16 protein-coding genes, 1 pseudogene and 1 other annotated feature are annotated in these 18,729 nt (G+C 31.9%); of the genes and pseudogenes, 15 read left to right on the forward strand and 2 right to left on the reverse strand.

Going from position 1 to position 18,729, the window contains the following annotated elements; genetic code table 11:
• Positions 1 to 45: 45 nt before the first annotated feature.
• A complete protein-coding gene (gene proC, locus BUB36_RS07430; protein WP_073148587.1) occupies positions 46 to 855 on the reverse strand; it encodes a pyrroline-5-carboxylate reductase in 810 nt (269 codons plus the stop codon).
• A gap of 208 nt (positions 856 to 1,063) precedes the next feature.
• On the opposite strand from proC, the gene proB reads away from it, so the two are divergent.
• The 8 genes from proB to disA all read left to right on the forward strand — a co-directional run bounded on the left by proB (position 1,064) and on the right by disA (position 11,039).
• The gene (gene proB / locus BUB36_RS07435) at positions 1,064 to 2,218 is read left to right on the forward strand and encodes a glutamate 5-kinase (protein WP_073148589.1); all 1,155 of its coding nucleotides are present in this window, start codon (positions 1,064 to 1,066) and stop codon (positions 2,216 to 2,218) included.
• A gap of 1 nt (position 2,219) precedes the next feature.
• Positions 2,220 to 3,476, forward strand: a complete 1,257-nt coding sequence (locus BUB36_RS07440; RefSeq protein WP_073148591.1) for a glutamate-5-semialdehyde dehydrogenase — start codon at positions 2,220 to 2,222, stop codon at positions 3,474 to 3,476.
• A 492-nt stretch (positions 3,477 to 3,968) separates the two neighbouring features.
• Positions 3,969 to 4,439, forward strand: coding sequence for a CtsR family transcriptional regulator (locus BUB36_RS07445; RefSeq protein WP_330390447.1), 471 nt, complete (start codon positions 3,969 to 3,971; stop codon positions 4,437 to 4,439).
• 31 nt (positions 4,440 to 4,470) lie between these two features.
• On the forward strand, positions 4,471 to 4,983 hold the full coding sequence (locus tag BUB36_RS07450; protein WP_073148593.1) for a UvrB/UvrC motif-containing protein: 513 nt from the start codon (positions 4,471 to 4,473) through the stop codon (positions 4,981 to 4,983).
• 13 nt (positions 4,984 to 4,996) lie between these two features.
• Positions 4,997 to 6,028, forward strand: a complete 1,032-nt coding sequence (locus tag BUB36_RS07455; protein WP_073148595.1) for a protein arginine kinase — start codon at positions 4,997 to 4,999, stop codon at positions 6,026 to 6,028.
• A gap of 13 nt (positions 6,029 to 6,041) precedes the next feature.
• The gene (locus tag BUB36_RS07460; protein ID WP_073148597.1) at positions 6,042 to 8,480 is read left to right on the forward strand and encodes an ATP-dependent Clp protease ATP-binding subunit; all 2,439 of its coding nucleotides are present in this window, start codon (positions 6,042 to 6,044) and stop codon (positions 8,478 to 8,480) included.
• Between the two features lie 98 nt (positions 8,481 to 8,578).
• Positions 8,579 to 9,955: a DNA repair protein RadA gene (radA, locus tag BUB36_RS07465; RefSeq protein WP_073148599.1), complete on the forward strand. Its 1,377-nt coding sequence runs from the start codon at positions 8,579 to 8,581 to the stop codon at positions 9,953 to 9,955.
• Entirely contained in the window at positions 9,948 to 11,039 is a 1,092-nt protein-coding gene (gene disA / locus BUB36_RS07470; protein ID WP_073148601.1) for a DNA integrity scanning diadenylate cyclase DisA, read from the forward strand. The genes radA and disA overlap by 8 nt, the downstream gene beginning before the upstream one ends.
• A gap of 59 nt (positions 11,040 to 11,098) precedes the next feature.
• Here the strand turns inward: disA and BUB36_RS07475 are convergent, their stop codons facing one another.
• A complete protein-coding gene (locus BUB36_RS07475; RefSeq protein WP_073148603.1) occupies positions 11,099 to 11,494 on the reverse strand; it encodes a nucleoside triphosphate pyrophosphohydrolase family protein in 396 nt (131 codons plus the stop codon).
• 307 nt (positions 11,495 to 11,801) lie between these two features.
• Here BUB36_RS07475 and BUB36_RS07480 point away from each other — a divergent pair, with 307 nt between their 5' ends.
• The 7 genes and pseudogenes from BUB36_RS07480 to BUB36_RS07505 form a co-directional block, all read left to right on the forward strand.
• Entirely contained in the window at positions 11,802 to 12,278 is a 477-nt protein-coding gene (locus tag BUB36_RS07480) for a CarD family transcriptional regulator (protein ID WP_073148605.1), read from the forward strand.
• 164 nt (positions 12,279 to 12,442) lie between these two features.
• The gene (locus BUB36_RS07485) at positions 12,443 to 13,555 is read left to right on the forward strand and encodes a PIN/TRAM domain-containing protein (RefSeq protein ID WP_073148607.1); all 1,113 of its coding nucleotides are present in this window, start codon (positions 12,443 to 12,445) and stop codon (positions 13,553 to 13,555) included.
• Between the two features lie 252 nt (positions 13,556 to 13,807).
• A complete protein-coding gene (gene ispD, locus BUB36_RS07490) occupies positions 13,808 to 14,500 on the forward strand; it encodes a 2-C-methyl-D-erythritol 4-phosphate cytidylyltransferase (RefSeq protein WP_073148609.1) in 693 nt (230 codons plus the stop codon).
• Positions 14,501 to 14,756: 256 nt separating this feature from the next.
• On the forward strand, positions 14,757 to 15,233 hold the full coding sequence (gene ispF, locus BUB36_RS07495) for a 2-C-methyl-D-erythritol 2,4-cyclodiphosphate synthase (RefSeq protein ID WP_073148611.1): 477 nt from the start codon (positions 14,757 to 14,759) through the stop codon (positions 15,231 to 15,233).
• A 48-nt stretch (positions 15,234 to 15,281) separates the two neighbouring features.
• Positions 15,282 to 15,523, forward strand: a binding site (T-box leader).
• A 245-nt stretch (positions 15,524 to 15,768) separates the two neighbouring features.
• Positions 15,769 to 17,214 carry a proline--tRNA ligase gene (gene proS / locus BUB36_RS07500; RefSeq protein WP_073148613.1) on the forward strand — a complete coding sequence of 482 codons (1,446 nt, stop codon included), beginning with the start codon at positions 15,769 to 15,771 and terminating at the stop codon, positions 17,212 to 17,214.
• A gap of 519 nt (positions 17,215 to 17,733) precedes the next feature.
• Positions 17,734 to 17,943: a hypothetical protein gene (locus tag BUB36_RS19425; protein ID WP_131821220.1), complete on the forward strand. Its 210-nt coding sequence runs from the start codon at positions 17,734 to 17,736 to the stop codon at positions 17,941 to 17,943.
• 296 nt (positions 17,944 to 18,239) lie between these two features.
• A pseudogene (locus BUB36_RS07505) lies at positions 18,240 to 18,729 on the forward strand (IS982 family transposase); the annotation flags it as partial.

Consider the following 18,729-nt stretch of genomic DNA (forward strand, 5'->3'; position numbering starts at 1 on the left):
CTAAACGGAATTTTAGCCTAACAATGCATCATAAGACGTAATTGTTTACTTTCCTGCCAGTTTCATGGACTTCTCTGTACCTTTATCAATAGCTTCTATTACATGACCTCTAAAACCTTTTTTCTCTAACGAATAAATCGCCTCAATAGTAGTTCCTCCAGATGAGCATACCTCATCCTTAAGTTGCCCTGGATGTTTCCCAGTTTCTAAAACAATTTTTGCTGCACCTAACACAGCTTGAGAAACCATTTTATACGCCTTGTTTCTAGGAAATCCCTTTAAAACCGCTCCATCGGCTAAAGACTCAATAAATAGATAAACTAAAGCTGGTGAAGAACCAGAAATAGCAGTGACAACATCCATTAATTCCTCATCTACAACTTCGACTTCCCCAAAGCTTTTAAAAATATCAAGAACCAGCCTAAATTCTTCTTTCGTTACTAAATGATTATGGCAAAGAGCAGACATAGCTTCTCCAACTATAGCTGGTATATTTGGCATTGTTCTAACAATTTTCACTTTTTTTGCAAAGGCTTCTTCGATGGAATGGATACTTCTACCAGCAGCTAGAGATACTACTATAGTATTTGAATTAATACTGTCCTTGATTTCATCTATTACCTTATAATATTTATTTGTTTTAACAGATAGAATTAATACGTCAGCAAAATTAGCAACCTTCTTATTATCAATAGTAGTAAGAACATTATACTCAGCATTTATTTTTTCAAGCTTTTCAGGTGTTCTGTTGCTGACCATTATAGATTGTGGAGATATTGCTTTAGATTTTACTAGCCCGCCAATCATGGCATTAGCTATATTCCCACACCCAATAAATCCAATATTTGCTTTCATAAATATACCTCCATAAATTATTTGAATATTTTAAGTTCTTGTGATATAATCTGTTAAATTAATATAGTAATAGTAGTTATTTCAATTTATTAATGAATAATTAGTATAATATTTTAATGATAATACATTATTTGAAAGGAGGCAAGACTTTTTTAAACTCATATTATTTCTCATTGTAATATAATTAATATGAGTTTGAGTCTAGGCTATGAAAATATGCAGGAGTAGATATTTAAAGGATATAAAAAGAATAGTTGTTAAGGTAGGAACATCAACATTAACGCATCCTACAGGTTTATTGGATTTAAATAGAATAGAGAGTATAGTTAGGCAATTGACAAATATTCATAATCAAGGTATAGAAATTGTTTTAGTATCCTCTGGAGCTATAGGTGCAGGAATGGGGAAATTAGGGCTGGAAGAAAGACCAAAAACTATTCCAGAAAAGCAAGCGGCAGCCGCTGTAGGGCAAGGCGTGTTATTGCATATGTATGAAAAATTATTTTCTGAGTATGGAAAGACCGTAGCCCAAATTCTTTTGACTAAAGAAGATATATTGAATAGAAAAAGATTTTTAAATGCAAGAAATACTTTTTTTACACTGTTTAATCAGGGCGTAATTCCTATTGTAAATGAAAATGATGCAGTAGTTGTTGACGAAATTAAATTTGGTGATAATGATACATTGTCTGCAATGGTTACAAGTCTTGTAGAAGCTGACTTTCTTATTTTGCTTTCAGATATTGATGGACTATATGATTCTAATCCCAAAGAAAATCCAGATGCAAAACTAATTAGCTATGTAGATAATATTTCTGATGAAATAAAAGAAGCAGCTGGTGGAGCAGGCACAAGCTTTGGGACAGGAGGAATGATAACTAAAATAAAAGCCGCAGAAATTGCTGTATCTGCAGGTTCATCAATGATAATAGTAAACGGTTCTTCTCCAAATATTATCAATGAAATTGTTGAAGGTAAAGATATAGGAACCTTTTTCATGGCTTATGAAAAACCTCTAAAAAGTAGAAAATGCTGGATAGCATATAATACCTTAATAAAAGGACAAATAACCATAGATGATGGCGCAGTAGAAGCATTAACTCAGAATCGAAAAAGCTTATTACCTGCTGGGATAGTATCTGTAGATGGTTTATTTGAAAAAGGAGATATTGTATCTATTGTTGATAGATCAGGAGTTGAAGTGGCACGGGGAATAACAAATTATAATTCAGCTGAAATTAATTTGATAAAGGGGAATAAAACTTCCAATATAGAGAAAAAAATAGACTATAAGACTTATGATGAAGTAATACATGCCAATAATATGGTGATTACTAATAAAGATAATTGTGGGGGGAATTAAAGTGAATGTAAAGCAGTATTTGATAGAAAAAGGAAAGCTGGCTAAAAGTGCGTCTAGAAAAATGGCTATAAAAGAGACCCATGTAAAGAACACAGCCCTCAAGGCTATGGCAGAAGCTTTAATGGAAAATAAAAACTCGATTATATCCGCCAATATCAAAGATATGGAAAATGGTAGACAAAAAGGTTTGTCACAATACATGCTAGATAGGTTATTATTAAATGAAAAGAGAATATATGACATGGCCAATGGACTTAATGAAGTAGCTTCTCTAAGAGATCCAGTAGGAGAAGTTGAAAAAATGTGGAGAACAGAAAATAACCTGCAAATAGGTCAAATAAGAGTTCCTCTAGGTGTTATCGGTATGATATATGAATCAAGACCAAACGTAACGGTTGATGCTGCTGCTTTATGTATTAAGGCTGGAAATTCTGTTATTTTAAGAGGGGGAACAGAGGCTATTAATTCAAATACCATTCTTGTGAATATTATAAAGAAAGCTGCTATAGAAAATGGACTACCACAAGGATGTATAGAATTTATAGAATTTACTGATAGACAAGTAGTGAAGGAAATGATGAGATTAAATGAGTATATTGATGTATTAATTCCTAGGGGAGGAGCTGGACTTATAAATTCTGTGGTAAATAATGCTACTATACCTGTTATAAAAACTGGAGTAGGAAATTGTCATATATATATTGATGAAAGTGCAGATTTAAAAATGGCAGAGGATATAGTAATAAATGCTAAAACACAAAGACCAGCAGTTTGTAATGCTATCGAGACAATACTTGTTAACAAAAACGTTGCTAAAAAATTCCTTCCACAATTGGCTGAGAAATTGATAAAACTTGGAGTAGAACTGAGAGGATGTTCGGCTTCTAAAAATATTTTATCAAATATAAAGCTTGCATCAGAGGAAGATTGGGCTACGGAGTATTTAGATTTAATATTAGCAATAAAGGTTGTAGAGTCAATAGATGGAGCTATAGAGCATATCTATAAATATGGCACAAATCATTCAGAAGCAATCATTACAAATGATTATAAAAATTCACAAAGATTCTTAAAAGAGATTGATGCTGCTGCAGTATATGTAAATGCATCAACAAGATTTACAGATGGAAGTCAATTTGGCTTTGGAGCGGAGATAGGCATAAGCACTCAGAAGCTTCATACTAGAGGACCCATGGGACTTAAAGAGCTTACAACAATAAAAAACATTATATATGGTGAAGGACAAATTAGAGAATAAAAACCTGCGATTGCAGGTTTTTTTGATTAAAAATTCCGACATTTTTTATAAAAAATTATATAGCTGAAGCTGAGTAAAATAAAGAATTAGAAGAAAAATTAAAACTATTACCAGTAAAATTTTAGAAGCAGGAATTAGGCTTTTTTAGACCTAAAAGAATGACCTTAAAACTTGCAACATGGAACTTGCAACTAAAATAGGTTGCAAGAGGCCTTTCTCCTATCTATAAGAATATCTTTAACCTCAACCTTAAACTATACTTGAAAGATCTACCTAAAATGGAACCTCAACCTAATCATTCTTGTTGAAGATCTATATTATAAAGATATAAAACAATATCTAAAAATATGAAGCAAAGATGAATAAGAAAAAGTATTTAAAGAAAAATAATATATATATTATTAAAATAAAGTAAAATGATAAAAAATACAACTTGAAACTTAAATAAAAATTTATTATTATCAAGTTAAGGTCAAAGAAAGTCAAAGTTAAATGAAAGGTGATGTTATGGCTAGACTAAGCGACTTAATAGAAGAGTTTCTTAAGGAACTTTTAAAAAAGTCAGAAGGTCAGACTATAGAAATAAAAAGAAATGAATTAGCTAGCATCTTTAATTGTGCCCCATCTCAGATTAATTATGTCCTTACTACAAGGTTTTCCGTAGAAAAAGGATATGCCATTGAAAGTAGACGAGGCGGTGGGGGACATATAAGAATTATTAGACTTAAAATTAATGATGCTGATCTTATATATAATATAGTAGGTGAAATTGGAGAAAGTATAAATATGACTAAGGCGGTATCTTTGGTTAATTTCTTATTAGAGAGGGGTATCATAAAAGAGAGAGAAGCTAAAATAATGGTGGCAGCTATAAATAATAGGGCTTTAAACATTGACTCTGAAATAAAAAATACAGTTAGGGCAGATGTTTTAAAATCAATGCTCGCATCATTACTTAGATGATAGGAAGCTTAAAATAAGGAGGTAAAGCCATATGTTATGTGAGAGATGCAAACAAAATAAAGCTACTGTTCATTTAACAAAGATTTTAAACAACAAAAAGACGGAGATACATTTGTGTGAAGAATGTGCTAGAAAAAGTGAAGATATAAGCTTTGAGAATCCCTTTACTATAAATAATTTTCTTGCAGGTTTATTGGATTCTGTTCAAAGCTCACCTATAAAGGTTGATTATATTAAGACTACGACATGTAGTAAATGTGGAATGAGCTATGGTAAATTCAAGGAATTGGGAAGATTAGGATGCTCCGATTGTTATAAAACCTTTAATGAAAAATTAAAACCCCTTATAAAAAGTGTTCATGGTAGCCAAGAGCATACAGGCAAGGTTCCTAAAAAAACGGGAAGTATTATTAGGTTAAAGAGAGAAATTATGAATATGAAAAAGGAATTAAGTAGAGCTATTGACAAGGAGGAATTTGAAAGGGCAGCAGAGCTTAGGGATAAAATAAAATTGTTGGAAAAGGACTTAGAAATAAATAAGTAGGGGAGAGTGTAATATGACTAAATGGATTGATGGTGAAGGGCCACAAAAGGATATTATAATTAGCAGTAGAATAAGACTTGCAAGAAATTTAGAAGAATTTCCATTTCCTATTGCTCTAACCAACGAAAAAAGTAAAGAGGTTATAAAAAAAGTTAGCGATTCAATATTGGAAGGGAATACAGTACTTAAGAATGATTTTAAATTAGTTAAGATTGATGAAATATCTAATAGTGAGAAGCAGATTTTAATAGAAAAGCATCTTATAAGTCCTAATTTGATAGAGAAGCCAAATAAAAGTGCTGTAATGACAAATACTGATGAATCAGTAAGTATTATGATAAATGAAGAGGATCATATCCGTATTCAATGCCTTTTCCCAGGTTTGCAATTAGAAGAAGCTTGGGATATGGCAAATAAAATTGATGATATTATTGAAGAAAATGTAAAATATGCTTTTGACGAAGATATAGGTTATCTAACCTCGTGTCCTACAAATGTGGGAACAGGAATAAGGGCTTCAGTAATGATTCATTTACCTGCATTAACAATGACAGGTTATATTAATAGAATACTTCAAGCTGTAAATCAAATAGGCTTTACAGTAAGAGGCATATATGGAGAGGGTAGTGAAGCTGAAGGTAATATATTTCAAATTTCAAATCAAGTTACCCTAGGAAGGACAGAGGAAGAAATTGTTCAGACCCTTATAGAGGTTACAAAGCAAATAACCAATAAAGAAAATGATGCAAGGGCGACTCTTATGGCTAACAATAAACTCAAATTGGAAGATAAGATATGCAGATCCTACGGTATTCTAACAAATGCTATGATAATGAATTCAAAGGAAGCATTAAAGCTTATTTCAGATGTTAGACTTGGAATAGACTTAGGAATAATAGAAGATATCAATGTTAATACTATAAACACTCTTATGGTGGATATACAACCAGGGATACTACAAAAAATTTATGGTAAAAATTTAAATGCTAATGAAAGAGATATTAAGCGTGCGAAGCTTATTAGAGAAAGATTAAAGGGAAGATAGGAGGTAATTAGCTATGTTTATGTTTGATAAATTTACTGAAAGAGCACAAAAAGCAATAGGATTGGCTCAAGAAGAGGCAAGAAATTTAAAACATAATTATATAGGTACCGAACACATTCTTTTAGGTCTTTTAAGGGAAGGTGAAGGGATAGCTGCGAAGGCATTAATGGCTTTGGGAATCGAACTGGATAAATTAAGAGAAACTATAAAGGCAGCTGTAGGAGTTGGCAAAGAAGTAATAGAGGTTCAGGCCATTACACCTAGAACAAAAACAGTTTTCGAACTTAGCTTTCATGAGGCTAGAAGACTTAACCATAACTATGTAGGAACTGAACATTTATTACTTGCTTTAATACGAGAAGGTGAGGGGGTAGCGGCAAAGATACTATTAAGTATGGGTATAGATATTAATAGAGTTTATTCAGAAGTTCTCAAATTATTAGGAAACACTGGTGGTATAAAAGGGACACAAATTGGTAAAAACCAAGAAATTAATAAAAAGACACCTACATTAGATAAATATGGTAGAGATTTAACTGATATGGCAAAGGCAGAAAAATTAGATCCAGTCATAGGAAGAGAAAAGGAAATTCAAAGGGTTATACAGGTTTTAAGTAGGAGGACAAAAAATAATCCATGCTTGATAGGAGAGCCAGGAGTAGGCAAAACTGCCATTGCAGAAGGTCTTGCGCAAAAAATTGTAGAAGGCAATATTCCAGAAATATTAAAGGGAAAAAGGGTAGTGACATTGGCATTAGCATCAATGCTTGCAGGGGCAAAATACAGAGGAGAATTTGAAGAAAGATTGACAAAGGTAATGGAAGAACTTAAGCAGGCAGGCAATGTAATATTGTTTATTGATGAGATGCACACTATAATAGGAGCTGGAGGGGCAGAAGGAGCAATTGATGCTTCCAATATACTGAAACCAGCTTTAGCAAGGGGGGAAATACAAGCAATAGGTGCCACAACTCTTGATGAATATAAAAAGCATATTGAGAAGGATTCAGCATTGGAAAGAAGATTTCAGCCTATAATTGTAGAAGAACCTTCAATAGAGGATACTATAGAGATACTCAAGGGGTTGAGGGATAGATATGAAGCCCATCATAGAGTAAAAATCACTGATGAAGCCCTTAAAGCAGCTGCCGAGCTTTCCCATAGATATATAACAGATAGATTCTTACCAGATAAAGCTGTGGATTTAATCGATGAGGCCGCTTCAAAGGTAAGATTAGATAATGTTACTCAGCCTGAAGATTTAAAGGATTTAGAAGATAAATTAGAAAGGATTAAGAAAGAGAAGGAAGAGGCTGTAATTAATCAAAATTACGAAAAGGCTGCAGAGCTTAGAGATGAAGAAAAAAATATTTTACAGGAATTACAGGATAAAAAAGAGAACTGGAAGGCAAATAGAAACGAGAAATCCCAAGTAGGAGAAGAAGAAATAGCTGGTGTAGTTTCGTCATGGACAGGGATACCAGTAAATAAATTAGCTCAGGAAGAATCACAAAGACTCCTTAATATGGAAGAGATACTTCATAAAAGGGTAATTGGGCAGAAGGATGCTGTTGAATCTATATCACGGGCCATAAGAAGAGCTAGGGTTGGACTTAAAGACCCTACAAAGCCTATTGGATCATTTATTTTCCTAGGACCAACAGGTGTGGGGAAAACTGAATTAACTAAAGCCCTAGCTGAGGCGATGTTCGGTGATGAAGGTGCAATGATTAGAATAGATATGTCAGAATATATGGAAAAACATTCAGTGGCTAAGCTAATAGGTTCTCCTCCAGGATATGTTGGTTATGATGAAGGAGGACAGTTAACAGAAAAAATAAGAAGAAAGCCTTATTCTGTAATATTATTTGATGAGATAGAAAAAGCACATCCAGATGTATTTAATATTCTATTACAAATGTTAGATGATGGTAGACTTACTGATGGGAAGGGAAGAACAGTAGATTTTAAAAATACAGTTATAATAATGACATCAAATGTAGGAGCCAGTAGAATCAAGAAGCAAAAAACATTGGGTTTTGCAGGATTAGATGGAAATACTCAGAAAGATGAATATGAAAAGATGAAGGAAAACATAATGAGTGAGTTAAGGAGACAGTTTAGACCAGAATTTTTAAATAGGGTTGATGACATTATAGTTTTCCATCAACTACAAAAGGAACATATTAAAGAGATAGTTGATTTGATGATTGTGGAGCTTACAGATAGATTGAAGGAAATGAAAATATCTATCGAAATTACAGAATCAGCTAAAGATTACCTAGCAGAAAAGGGATATAACATTGAATATGGAGCAAGACCTCTAAAAAGGATAATTACTAAAATGATAGAGGATAGGCTTTCAGAAGAAATATTGATGGGGAAAATATCTAAGGAAGATGATATAATAGTAGATGTAGAAGAAGAAAAGCTTACATTTAAGAAGAAGTAATTTAAAGGGATTCTACAATTAATTGTAGAATCCCTGCATTTATTATGCATAAATTTCATATATAAATTTAGCAAATTATAGAATTTGAGGTGATGTTTGTGGGTAAGATAAAAACAAAATATGTATGCCAAGAATGTGGATATATATCTTTAAAATGGATGGGAAAGTGTCCAGAGTGTAATAGTTGGCAAAGCTTTGTAGAAGAATTTGTTGAAAAAAAGAGAAGCAGTAGTGAGGTAGTCAAAGCTGTTTCCCAAAAACCTGTAAAACTTAAAAATATCGAGCTTCAGATTGAAGACAGATTTAAAACTGATAATATTGAACTGGATAGAGTTTTAGGAGGGGGAATCGTTAAGGGGTCACTGGTTTTGGTAGGTGGAGATCCAGGAATAGGAAAATCGACTCTTCTTATTCAAGTCGCTAGTAATATTGGCAATAAAGGGTTAAAGGTGTTGTATGTATCTGGTGAAGAATCCCTTAAACAAATTAAGATGAGAGCAGATAGACTAAGCATAGATAATGAAAATCTTTATATAGTATCAGAGAATAATTTACAATATATTTCAAAATATATTGAAGAAATTAATCCTAATTTACTAATTATAGATTCTATACAAACGGTGTATAATCCAGATATAACATCTGCTCCTGGTAGTGTTAGTCAAGTTAGAGAAGGCACTGCTACACTTATGAAGTTATCGAAGAAGCTAGGGATTGCCACATTTATAGTAGGACATGTTACCAAGACTGGATCAATTGCAGGACCAAAGGTATTAGAGCATATGGTAGATACAGTGCTCTATTTTGAAGGTGAAAAGCATAATATATATAGAGTGCTTCGTGCAGTGAAAAATAGATTTGGGTCTACTAACGAAATAGGAATATTTGAGATGACCAATAATGGTCTCGAACAAGTTATAAATCCTTCTCATTTATTTTTAGCCCATAGACCAAAGGAAGCATCTGGTTCAGTTGTTATAGCAGGCATAGAAGGCACAAGACCAGTATTAATAGAGATACAAGCACTTATAAGCCCTACAAGCTTTGGTAATCCAAGGAGAATGGCAACTGGTATTGATTATAATAGAGTAGTTATGCTAATGGCAGTTCTTGAAAAAAAAATAGGGCTTCAGCTTCAAGGTCAAGATGGATATGTAAATGTAGTGGGAGGAATACAGCTTAGTGAGCCTGCTGTTGATTTAGCTATTGTATGTGCTATTGCCTCCAGCTTTAGGAACAAAATTATTGACCATCAAACTATTATATTTGGAGAAGTGGGATTGACGGGAGAAGTTAGAGCAGTAAACTATCCTGAAAAGAGAATAACTGAAGCAGTAAAAATGGGATTTAAAACCTGTGTGATTCCAAAGGGAAATACAAATGGGCTTCCTGCATTTAAAGACATAGAAATAGTAGGTGTTGACAATGTATATGAAGCCCTTGACATAGTTTTAGGAGGTAGACATAGTGGTTAAGGAAGAAAAAAATAAGATTCAAGATATAACTGAATCATTAAGAATTTTAGCTCCAGGAACTGTTTTGAGGGAGGGGCTAGAAAATATTCTTAGAGCTAAGACAGGAGCTTTAATAGTGGTAGGAGATAACCCAGAAGTGATTGACCTTGTAAATGGAGGATTTTATATAAATGCAGAGCTTACTTCCGCACATCTTTATGAATTGGCAAAAATGGATGGAGCCATAATACTGAGTTCTGATCAAAGAAAAATCCTCTATGCAAATACACAGTTAAATCCAGACCCATCCATACCATCATCGGAAACAGGTATAAGACATAGAATAGCACAGAGAGTTGCAACTCAGACTTCAAATTTAGTCATATCAATATCTCAACGTAGAAATATTATAACCCTTTATAAAGGAACTGATAAATATATATTACAGGATACAAATAAAGTTTTAAATAAGGCGAATCAAGCTATACAAACCTTGGAAAAATACAAATCTGTCTTAGACCAAGCAATGACTAGCTTAAGTGCTCTAGAACTTGAGGATTTGGTAACTCTATATGATGTTTGCCTTGTTATTCAGAGAACAGAGATGGTGATAAGAATAACAAGTGAGATTGAAAAATATATAAATGAATTAGGAAGTGAAGGACGATTAGTTAGTATGCAATTAGAAGAATTAATTTGTTTTGTCAAGGAAGATGGAGGTTATGTCATAGAAGATTATAGAATTGATTCAGAAGAAAAGAGTAAGGAGTCTATAATCAATAGACTTAGAGAACTTTCATCCGAGGAACTTTTAGATTTAACGAATATCGCTCAAATATTAGGGTATTCTTATGATATAAATATTCTTGATATACCAGTAATGCCGAGGGGATATAGAATACTGTTTAAAATACCTAGATTGCCAGGATCAGTTATAAAAAATATAGTAGACTATTTTGCCAACTTTCAAAAAATCTTAAGAGCTAGTATTGAAGAACTGTATGATGTAGAGGGCATAGGTGAAGTAAGGGCAAAGAATATTAAAGATGGATTAAGAAGAGTAAGAGACCAAATTCTCCTAGACAGACATCTTTTAAAAAAATAATGATAAATCAAAATTGTAATTATTAATAATAAAATAATCACAAGTTAACCCACTGGACTTTAATATAAGTTGAATTTACCCAATGCGTCAATTTTTTTGGATTCCCTAAGAATTATGTCATATAGGCTTATATCAAAGTCATTGGCTAATGCAGATAGGTAAAATAAATTTCGTCCCATTTCTTCAATAATTTTTTCTTTGCATACTTCACACAGTTCACCTTTTAGATGGCTATCTAAATATTTATTTATATTGTTGTAGTCAATATTTTCTGGAATTTTATGCTTAGACGCATTTATTTTTATACAACCGCAATTTGTAACTGATTTGATTACAGCTCTATTGATTTTTGCAGAGGACTCTTGGAGCTTAGTTATTATATCTAATATACTTCTATGACGTATTAAAACTTCATCAACAGAGTTTTGAAATTTATCACACAATAAATCTTTCACAAGTAATCACTCCTAAGTAAACACTTGAATTTCTATAGTTTACATGATTATTTTAGCATAAAGGCTTACAAAATAAAAGGGTTAATATCCATAAGAACATAGATATTAAAATAAAAAATGAAAATACAATATAATAAATATAAAAAAATACATAAATTCAAGCAAATTACAATAGTTGATATATATAGATTGATAACAAAAAAATATTGACAATCATTTGTGACTATGATAAAATAATTAATTCCTTGACATCATGTACCAAATACTGTATACTGGAAATGTGGAATGTCATATAGGAGGTAATTCTATGTTTAATATAGGTGATAAAGTGGTTTATCCTATGCATGGTGCAGGGATAATTGAGTCTATTGAAGAAAAGGAAATTTTGGGAGAAAAGAGGAAATATTATATTCTGAGATTACCTCTAAGGAATATGAAGGTAATGATTCCCCTTGATAACGTAGATACTATGGGGTTAAGAGAAATAATTTCTGAAAAGGAAGTAGAACAGGTTATAGCAGTATTGAATGATGATAAATCAAAAATGCCTCAAAATTGGAATCGTAGATATAGAGCAAATATGGATAAAATTAAGAGTGGAGATATTTATGAGGTTGCTGGGGTAGTTCGTAATCTTATGCTTAGAGATAAAGAGAAAGGTCTTTCTACTGGAGAAAGAAAGATGCTTAATAATGCAAAACAAATATTAGTTAGTGAATTAGTATTAGTGAATGATTCAGATGAATTTAGTGTAGAAAAGCTTATAAATCAATCTATACAATAAATTAGTTTTTTTATGAATATTTTATTACTTTTTTGTAATTGGTATGGATAAAGATGAGAAAATAGTATATAATTTATGCAAAATTCTTTTTTTTTGACTATAAATACTGTTGTTATAAAATGTCAGCTCAGTGGATATAATTACAAGGAGGAGGTGGAAATAAAATGCTGAATAAAATTATACGTGTTTCTTTAGCTTTTGCAGGCGCAATGGCAGGATATGCAATAGGATTGTTAGTTTCAAAAATTTTAAAGGCCCAACAGTTTTTCAATATGGCTCCTTTAACTACATTACAAGAGTTAATAATTAGCATTGTGGGAGCTGTTATATTTGGATTCTTATTTTTCATCATAACCCCATGGCTGATGAAGAAAGGTTTAAATAGTGCTAATTGGGTTGAAACTGAGCTGCAGAAAATACCAACTACCGATATTCTTGTAGGTTCCATTGGACTTATTATAGGACTTATTATTGCCTATTTAATTAGCAGATTGATTATCCCTATCCCCTATGTAGGCATTGTACTTTCTATCATATTACATGTTTTCCTTGGATACTTAGGTGTAAGTATTGCAACTAAGAAAATTAATGATTTAATTAATTTACCTAACATATTTAAAAGGAGCAGCAACAAAGATAAAGTAAGTAATAAGGTAGTTTATGCAAGTGTCCCCAAAATATTAGATACAAGTGTCATTATTGATGGTAGAATTGCCGATGTTTGTAAGACGGGGTTTATTGAAGGACCTTTAGTTATTCCTGAATTTGTTTTAAAGGAATTAAGACATATAGCCGATTCTTCAGATTCTCTTAAAAGAAATAGAGGGAGAAGAGGTTTGGATATATTAAATAAAATACAAAAAGAATTGGATATTGAGGTTCAAATAACCGATATGGACTTTGAAGATATTGCTGAAGTTGACATTAAACTAGTAAAGCTAGGGCAAGTATTATCGGGAAAGGTCGTTACTAATGATTTTAACCTAAATAAAGTATCAGAGCTCCAAGGAGTTCCTGTTTTGAATATAAATGAATTGGCTAATGCAGTTAAACCAGTTGTTCTACCTGGTGAAGAGATGGTAGTACAAGTAATTAAAGAAGGAAAAGAGATGGGTCAAGGAGTTGCTTACCTTGATGATGGCACAATGATTGTAGTAGATGGTGGTAAAAAGCATATTGGAAAAACAATGGATGTTTTAGTTACAAGTGTGCTACAAACAGCAGCAGGAAGACTTATATTTGCAAAACCAAAGAATATGGTGAATAAAACTGCTTAGGAAATCATATTATAATTAATAATAGCCCAGCTCTTATTGCTGGGCTTTGTTATGTGATATACTATAGATATTCCAGTAAAAAAGTTAATTTATACATATCAAAAATCCTTAAAAGCTCTGGATATTTAGATATGTATAAATTAAGTTTTATTATTGGAAATCTATATATTTAAAAGTTTAGGACTTGAAACTACAACACATCGTCATACGTATTTATCCATAAATACAGGTGAAAAAGGAGTCTTGTTTATTATGAATACTGCTATAATACTTGCTGCTGGAAAAGGAACAAGAATGAAGGCTCAGTTAAATAAACAATATTTGCTTTTAAAGGGAAAGCCTATTATTATCCATACTTTAGAGGTTTTTGAAAGAAGCCCATTAATTGATGAAATCATACTTGTTATTAATAAAAATGATGTAGAATTATGCAAGAAAAATGTTTTAAAAAAATATAGACTTAGAAAAGTTACAAAGATAATTAATGGAGGAAAAGAAAGACAAGCTTCTGTTTTGAATGGGCTTTCACAAATAAATCCAAAATCACAAATTGTTCTTATACATGATGGAGCTAGACCACTTGTGACAGAAGAAATCATTAAAAGTTGTATAGAGGGAGCTAAAGAATATGGTGCTGTATCAGCGGGTGTGCCCATTAAAGACACTGTCAAGATTATCAAAGAAGATGGGTTTGTAAACTTTACACCAAAGAGAAAGGATGTGTGGATTACTCAAACGCCTCAAGCATTTAAAACAGAAATTATAAAAAACGCCCACAGGTTTGCTGCTACCGAAGATATTTTGGGTACCGATGATGCTATGTTAGTTGAACAGATGGGAGTAAAGGTAAAAATGGTGGTAGGGGATTATGAGAATTTAAAAATAACTACTCCAGAAGATTTAATTACAGCAGAAGCGATACTTAATTATAAGAGAAGATGGTGAAAAACTGTGCTAACAAGAAAATATGAAATAAATATATAGTATTAAGTTTAAGTGAGGGCTTAACAATAAGTTCTCTTAGTTTATGTAAAAATATTTGAACTTTAACTTATTAGTAGATATATGCTATACTTTAGTCGAAAAAAGAAATATATTTATAATTTCCTGGGAAATATGTAGAAGTACATTTAAAGTAAGAATATTTAGTAGAAATGAAATGCAACTTTAAATTTAACTTTAACATGAAAGGATGAATACTATGCGTATTGGAATAGGATATGATGTACATAGATTAGTAGAAGGTAGAAAACTTATTATTGGAGGAGTAAATATTCCCTATGAAAAGGGGTTACTTGGACATTCGGATGCAGATGTCTTACTGCATGCCATAATAGATGCGATGCTAGGTGCAGTAACATTAGGTGATATTGGTAAACATTTCCCAGATACCGATGAAAGATATAAAGGAACTTCTAGTATTAAACTTCTTATACAAGTAAATAATAAGTTAATAGAAAATGGATATAAGGTTAATAATATCGATTCAATTATAATTGCCCAAAAGCCTAAAATGGCACCACATATCCAACAGATGAGATTAAATATATCAAAGACATTAAATATTGGCGTAGATTGTGTTAATGTAAAGGCAACAACTACTGAGAGATTAGGTTTCGCAGGTGAAGAAAAAGGCATTGCTGCAGAGGCAGTAGTAAGTGTTGACAAAATAAAGTGATTTAAATATAATGTTAGTAAGTTTTATATTTGCAAAAAAATGATATATGCCTTGGCTATGAAGGGAACAAGTAGAAATGAAGATGCCTTTAGAGAGTAGAATCCATTGGCTGAAAGATTTTACAGGATTTATTCATTTTGAACCCGTCCCAGAGCTTATGACGGAATGAAGAAGTCATACGGTGGCGAAACCGTTATCATCGCAAAAAGATAATCTGTGGATATTAATTTAAAAGCATAAATGGTCATAGATTAATTAGAGTGGTACCGCGAATCACCTTCGTCTCTAAAAAACAGAGATGAAGGTTTTGTTTTTGTAAAAAGAAATTGAAACGTTACAAGTTACAGGTTACAAAAAACAAGTTTAAATATAAATTTTCTAGTAAGATTTAGTATTTTATCAGTTATATAGATGAAAGCTTTTAAGACCTTGCTTTAGGAATTGGGCTTTGCTTATAAGGACCATAAAAAACACTTGAAAACTTGTAACTTGGAAAATGGAACTTTCAACTAAATATTATATAAGGAGTGTTATTATGGCTAAGAAAGATAAAGATTTTGTTAAAGAAATTACACCTATGGAAGTCGATTTTCCACAATGGTATACAGATGTTATCAGAAAAACTGACCTTGTGGATTATTCACCTGTAAAGGGCTTCATGGTAATAAAGCCCTATGGATATGCTCTTTGGGAAAATATCCAAAGCTATCTAGACAAGAAATTTAAAGAAACTGGACATAAAAATTGTTATTTCCCACTTTTAATACCTGAAAATCTATTACAAAAAGAAGCAGAGCATGTTGAAGGCTTTGCTCCAGAGGTTGCATGGGTAACTCATGGCGGAAAAGAAGAACTAGCAGAAAGACTTTGCGTTAGACCAACCTCTGAGACTATTATTTGTTCAATGTATGCAAAATGGTTAAAATCCTATAGAGAGCTGCCTTATTTATATAACCAATGGTGTAGTGTTGTAAGGTGGGAAAAGAGTACAAGACCATTTTTAAGGACTTCTGAGTTTTTATGGCAAGAAGGGCATACATTACATGAAACCTATGATGAAGCACAGGAAGAAACACTGAAGATATTGGATATATATAGAGATATGGCTGAAAATCTACTTGCGATTCCTGTGGTAACAGGTAGGAAGAGTGATAAAGAAAAATTTGCAGGAGCATATGCTACCTATACAATGGAAGCATTAATGCATGATGGCAAGGCTCTTCAAGCAGGTACTTCCCATAATCTTGGTCAGCATTTTACAAAGGCCTTTGACATTTCATTTTTAGATAGAAACGGAGATATGCAGAACCCATATCATACTTCATGGGGTGTATCTACAAGGCTTATTGGTGGAGTTATCATGGTCCATGGAGACAATAGAGGACTAGTATTACCTCCAAGATTAGCTCCAATTCAGGTAGTAATTATACCAATAGCACAGCATAAGGAAGGAGTTCTTGATAAAGCTTATAAACTTAAGAAGCAGCTTCAAGATATAGGTTTAAGGGTAGAGCTTGATGACAATGAAAATTATTCACCAGGATGGAAGTTCAACGAATATGAAATGAAGGGTGTACCTGTTCGTATCGAAATAGGTCCTAGGGATATTAAAAATAACCAAGTAATGGCAGCTAGAAGAGATACATTAGAAAAAGAAGCTATACCAATAGATGGATTAGCTGAAACTATATCTAAGCTATTAGAAACTATTCAAAGCGATATGCTTGAAAGAGCAAGAAAACATAGAGATGAAAACACGTATAGTATAGAAAGTCTTGAAGATTTCAAAGAAAAGATGGAAGAAAAACCTGGCTTTGCAAAGGCTATGTGGTGTGGAGAAAGGGAATGTGAAGAACATATTAAGATAGAAACAGGAGCTACCATCAGATGTATGCCATTTGAGCAAGAAGACCTTGGTGATAAATGTCACTTCTGCGGCAAAGAAGCTAAGCATATGGTTTATGTGGCTAAGGCCTATTAGAAAAGTCTACTGATTATATTTTTATAGATATAGAATATTGCGATATATTGTACTTGTAAAATAGCTTTTCGACCTCCTGTGATATAAAAACACTAGGAGGTCGATAAATTATAACTGACAAGGGGACGTTTCGTTTGTCTTTCGAGATGGTGAGTCAGAAAGAATCGTCACTTTGATTTAGGAAATCATATGGTGACAAGGGGACGTTTCGTTTGTCTTTCGAGATGGTGAGTCAGAAAGAATCGTCACTTTGATTTAGGAAATCATATTATAAATAGTATCCTAGCTCTTATTGCTGGGTTTTATTTATGTTATATATTTATATAAATATATAAACTGATAACTTGAATTATACATTTCTTAAATTATACATTTTTTTATTTCTTGTAATTGCAATTGATTAATTTATAAAAAAATTATAGTATAATTTTAGTTTTGATATTGGATATCTATAGATATTTTACTAAAACAGTTAATTTATACACATCAAAAATTCTCAAAAGCTTTGCATATTTTAATATGTATAAATTAAGTTTTACTATTGGAAATCTATATATCGTCATATTAAGTTTTCAAAGACCAGTAGTTAATATTACAATTGATATCTACTGGTCTTATTATATCAAGGTATATATATTATTGGGATATATTGATTTTTTGGCAGTTGCGAAATTCCACATGGATTTATTCTTTAGTATTACGGAGAAGATAATAGTAGTAATTACTTAATAAAACGAAGATTAAAATTGAATGGAGTAAGTTTTTGAGAGTTAGTTGAAGTGGTATATAGTTACTATAAACGTTTTTTAAAATATAGTGTCGGAAAATATTTACAATAAAATTATTAACATATTTGGAATAATGAGTCAAATTATAACTATAGACAAGCTTGTTTATGTTTAAAATTAATAGAATTATTAAATTAACTCGTTGTGCTAGTTAAAATTTACAAATAGAAAAACCCCAGCAAATTATGTTAACCTATCATTAATAACTACTAAGAAATTAAGATAGGAGGAAAACATATGCTGGAGCTTCATAAGAAATATTCTATCAAAGAAATAGATGATTTAAAAGACTTTATTATTGTCAGTTATGTCATAATTGATGATATTTACCAAAACATTACCCCAACATATATTAAAGAACGTAGAAATATCAATGATTGTATACTAAGTGATAGTGAAATAATTACCATCAGTATTGTTAGGGAATTGTTAACCATTGATTCCGAGAAAACTTGGTTTGGGTTTTGCAGAAAGAATTTTAGAGACTTATTTCCTAAATTTTGTGATAGAAGCCGATTTAATAGAACCCGTAGAGCATTACACTCAGTAATAGATGAAATTCGAAAAGAAATTACATCTATACTTGGTTACACCAATAATCCATATAGGATTATTAATAGTATTCCAATATCAGTGTGTAAATTCGGTAGAGCTAGGTTTCACAAAACATTTAGAAGATATGGTGCAAACTATGTATAGTAAATGCCCCTCTAAAAAGGAAACTTAT

Source organism: Paramaledivibacter caminithermalis DSM 15212 (assembly GCF_900142245.1).
Taxonomy (GTDB): domain Bacteria; phylum Bacillota; class Clostridia; order Peptostreptococcales; family Caminicellaceae; genus Paramaledivibacter; species Paramaledivibacter caminithermalis.

Excerpts from the sequence above, each read along its gene's own strand:
- proB (WP_073148589.1), top strand. The coding sequence starts at position 1,064 with ATGAAAATATGCAGGAGTAGATATTTAAAGGATATAAAAAGAATAGTT.
- BUB36_RS07480 (WP_073148605.1), top strand. The coding sequence starts at position 11,802 with ATGTTTAATATAGGTGATAAAGTGGTTTATCCTATGCATGGTGCAGGG.
- ispF (WP_073148611.1), top strand. The coding sequence starts at position 14,757 with ATGCGTATTGGAATAGGATATGATGTACATAGATTAGTAGAAGGTAGA.
- BUB36_RS07445 (WP_330390447.1), top strand. The coding sequence starts at position 3,969 with ATGAAAGGTGATGTTATGGCTAGACTAAGCGACTTAATAGAAGAGTTT.
- BUB36_RS19425 (WP_131821220.1), top strand. The coding sequence starts at position 17,734 with ATGTATAAATTAAGTTTTACTATTGGAAATCTATATATCGTCATATTA.
- BUB36_RS07485 (WP_073148607.1), top strand. The coding sequence starts at position 12,443 with ATGCTGAATAAAATTATACGTGTTTCTTTAGCTTTTGCAGGCGCAATG.
- ispD (WP_073148609.1), top strand. The coding sequence starts at position 13,808 with ATGAATACTGCTATAATACTTGCTGCTGGAAAAGGAACAAGAATGAAG.
- proS (WP_073148613.1), top strand. The coding sequence starts at position 15,769 with ATGGCTAAGAAAGATAAAGATTTTGTTAAAGAAATTACACCTATGGAA.
- BUB36_RS07460 (WP_073148597.1), top strand. The coding sequence starts at position 6,042 with ATGTTTATGTTTGATAAATTTACTGAAAGAGCACAAAAAGCAATAGGA.
- BUB36_RS07455 (WP_073148595.1), top strand. The coding sequence starts at position 4,997 with ATGACTAAATGGATTGATGGTGAAGGGCCACAAAAGGATATTATAATT.
- BUB36_RS07450 (WP_073148593.1), top strand. The coding sequence starts at position 4,471 with ATGTTATGTGAGAGATGCAAACAAAATAAAGCTACTGTTCATTTAACA.
- proC (WP_073148587.1), bottom strand. The coding sequence starts at position 855 with ATGAAAGCAAATATTGGATTTATTGGGTGTGGGAATATAGCTAATGCC.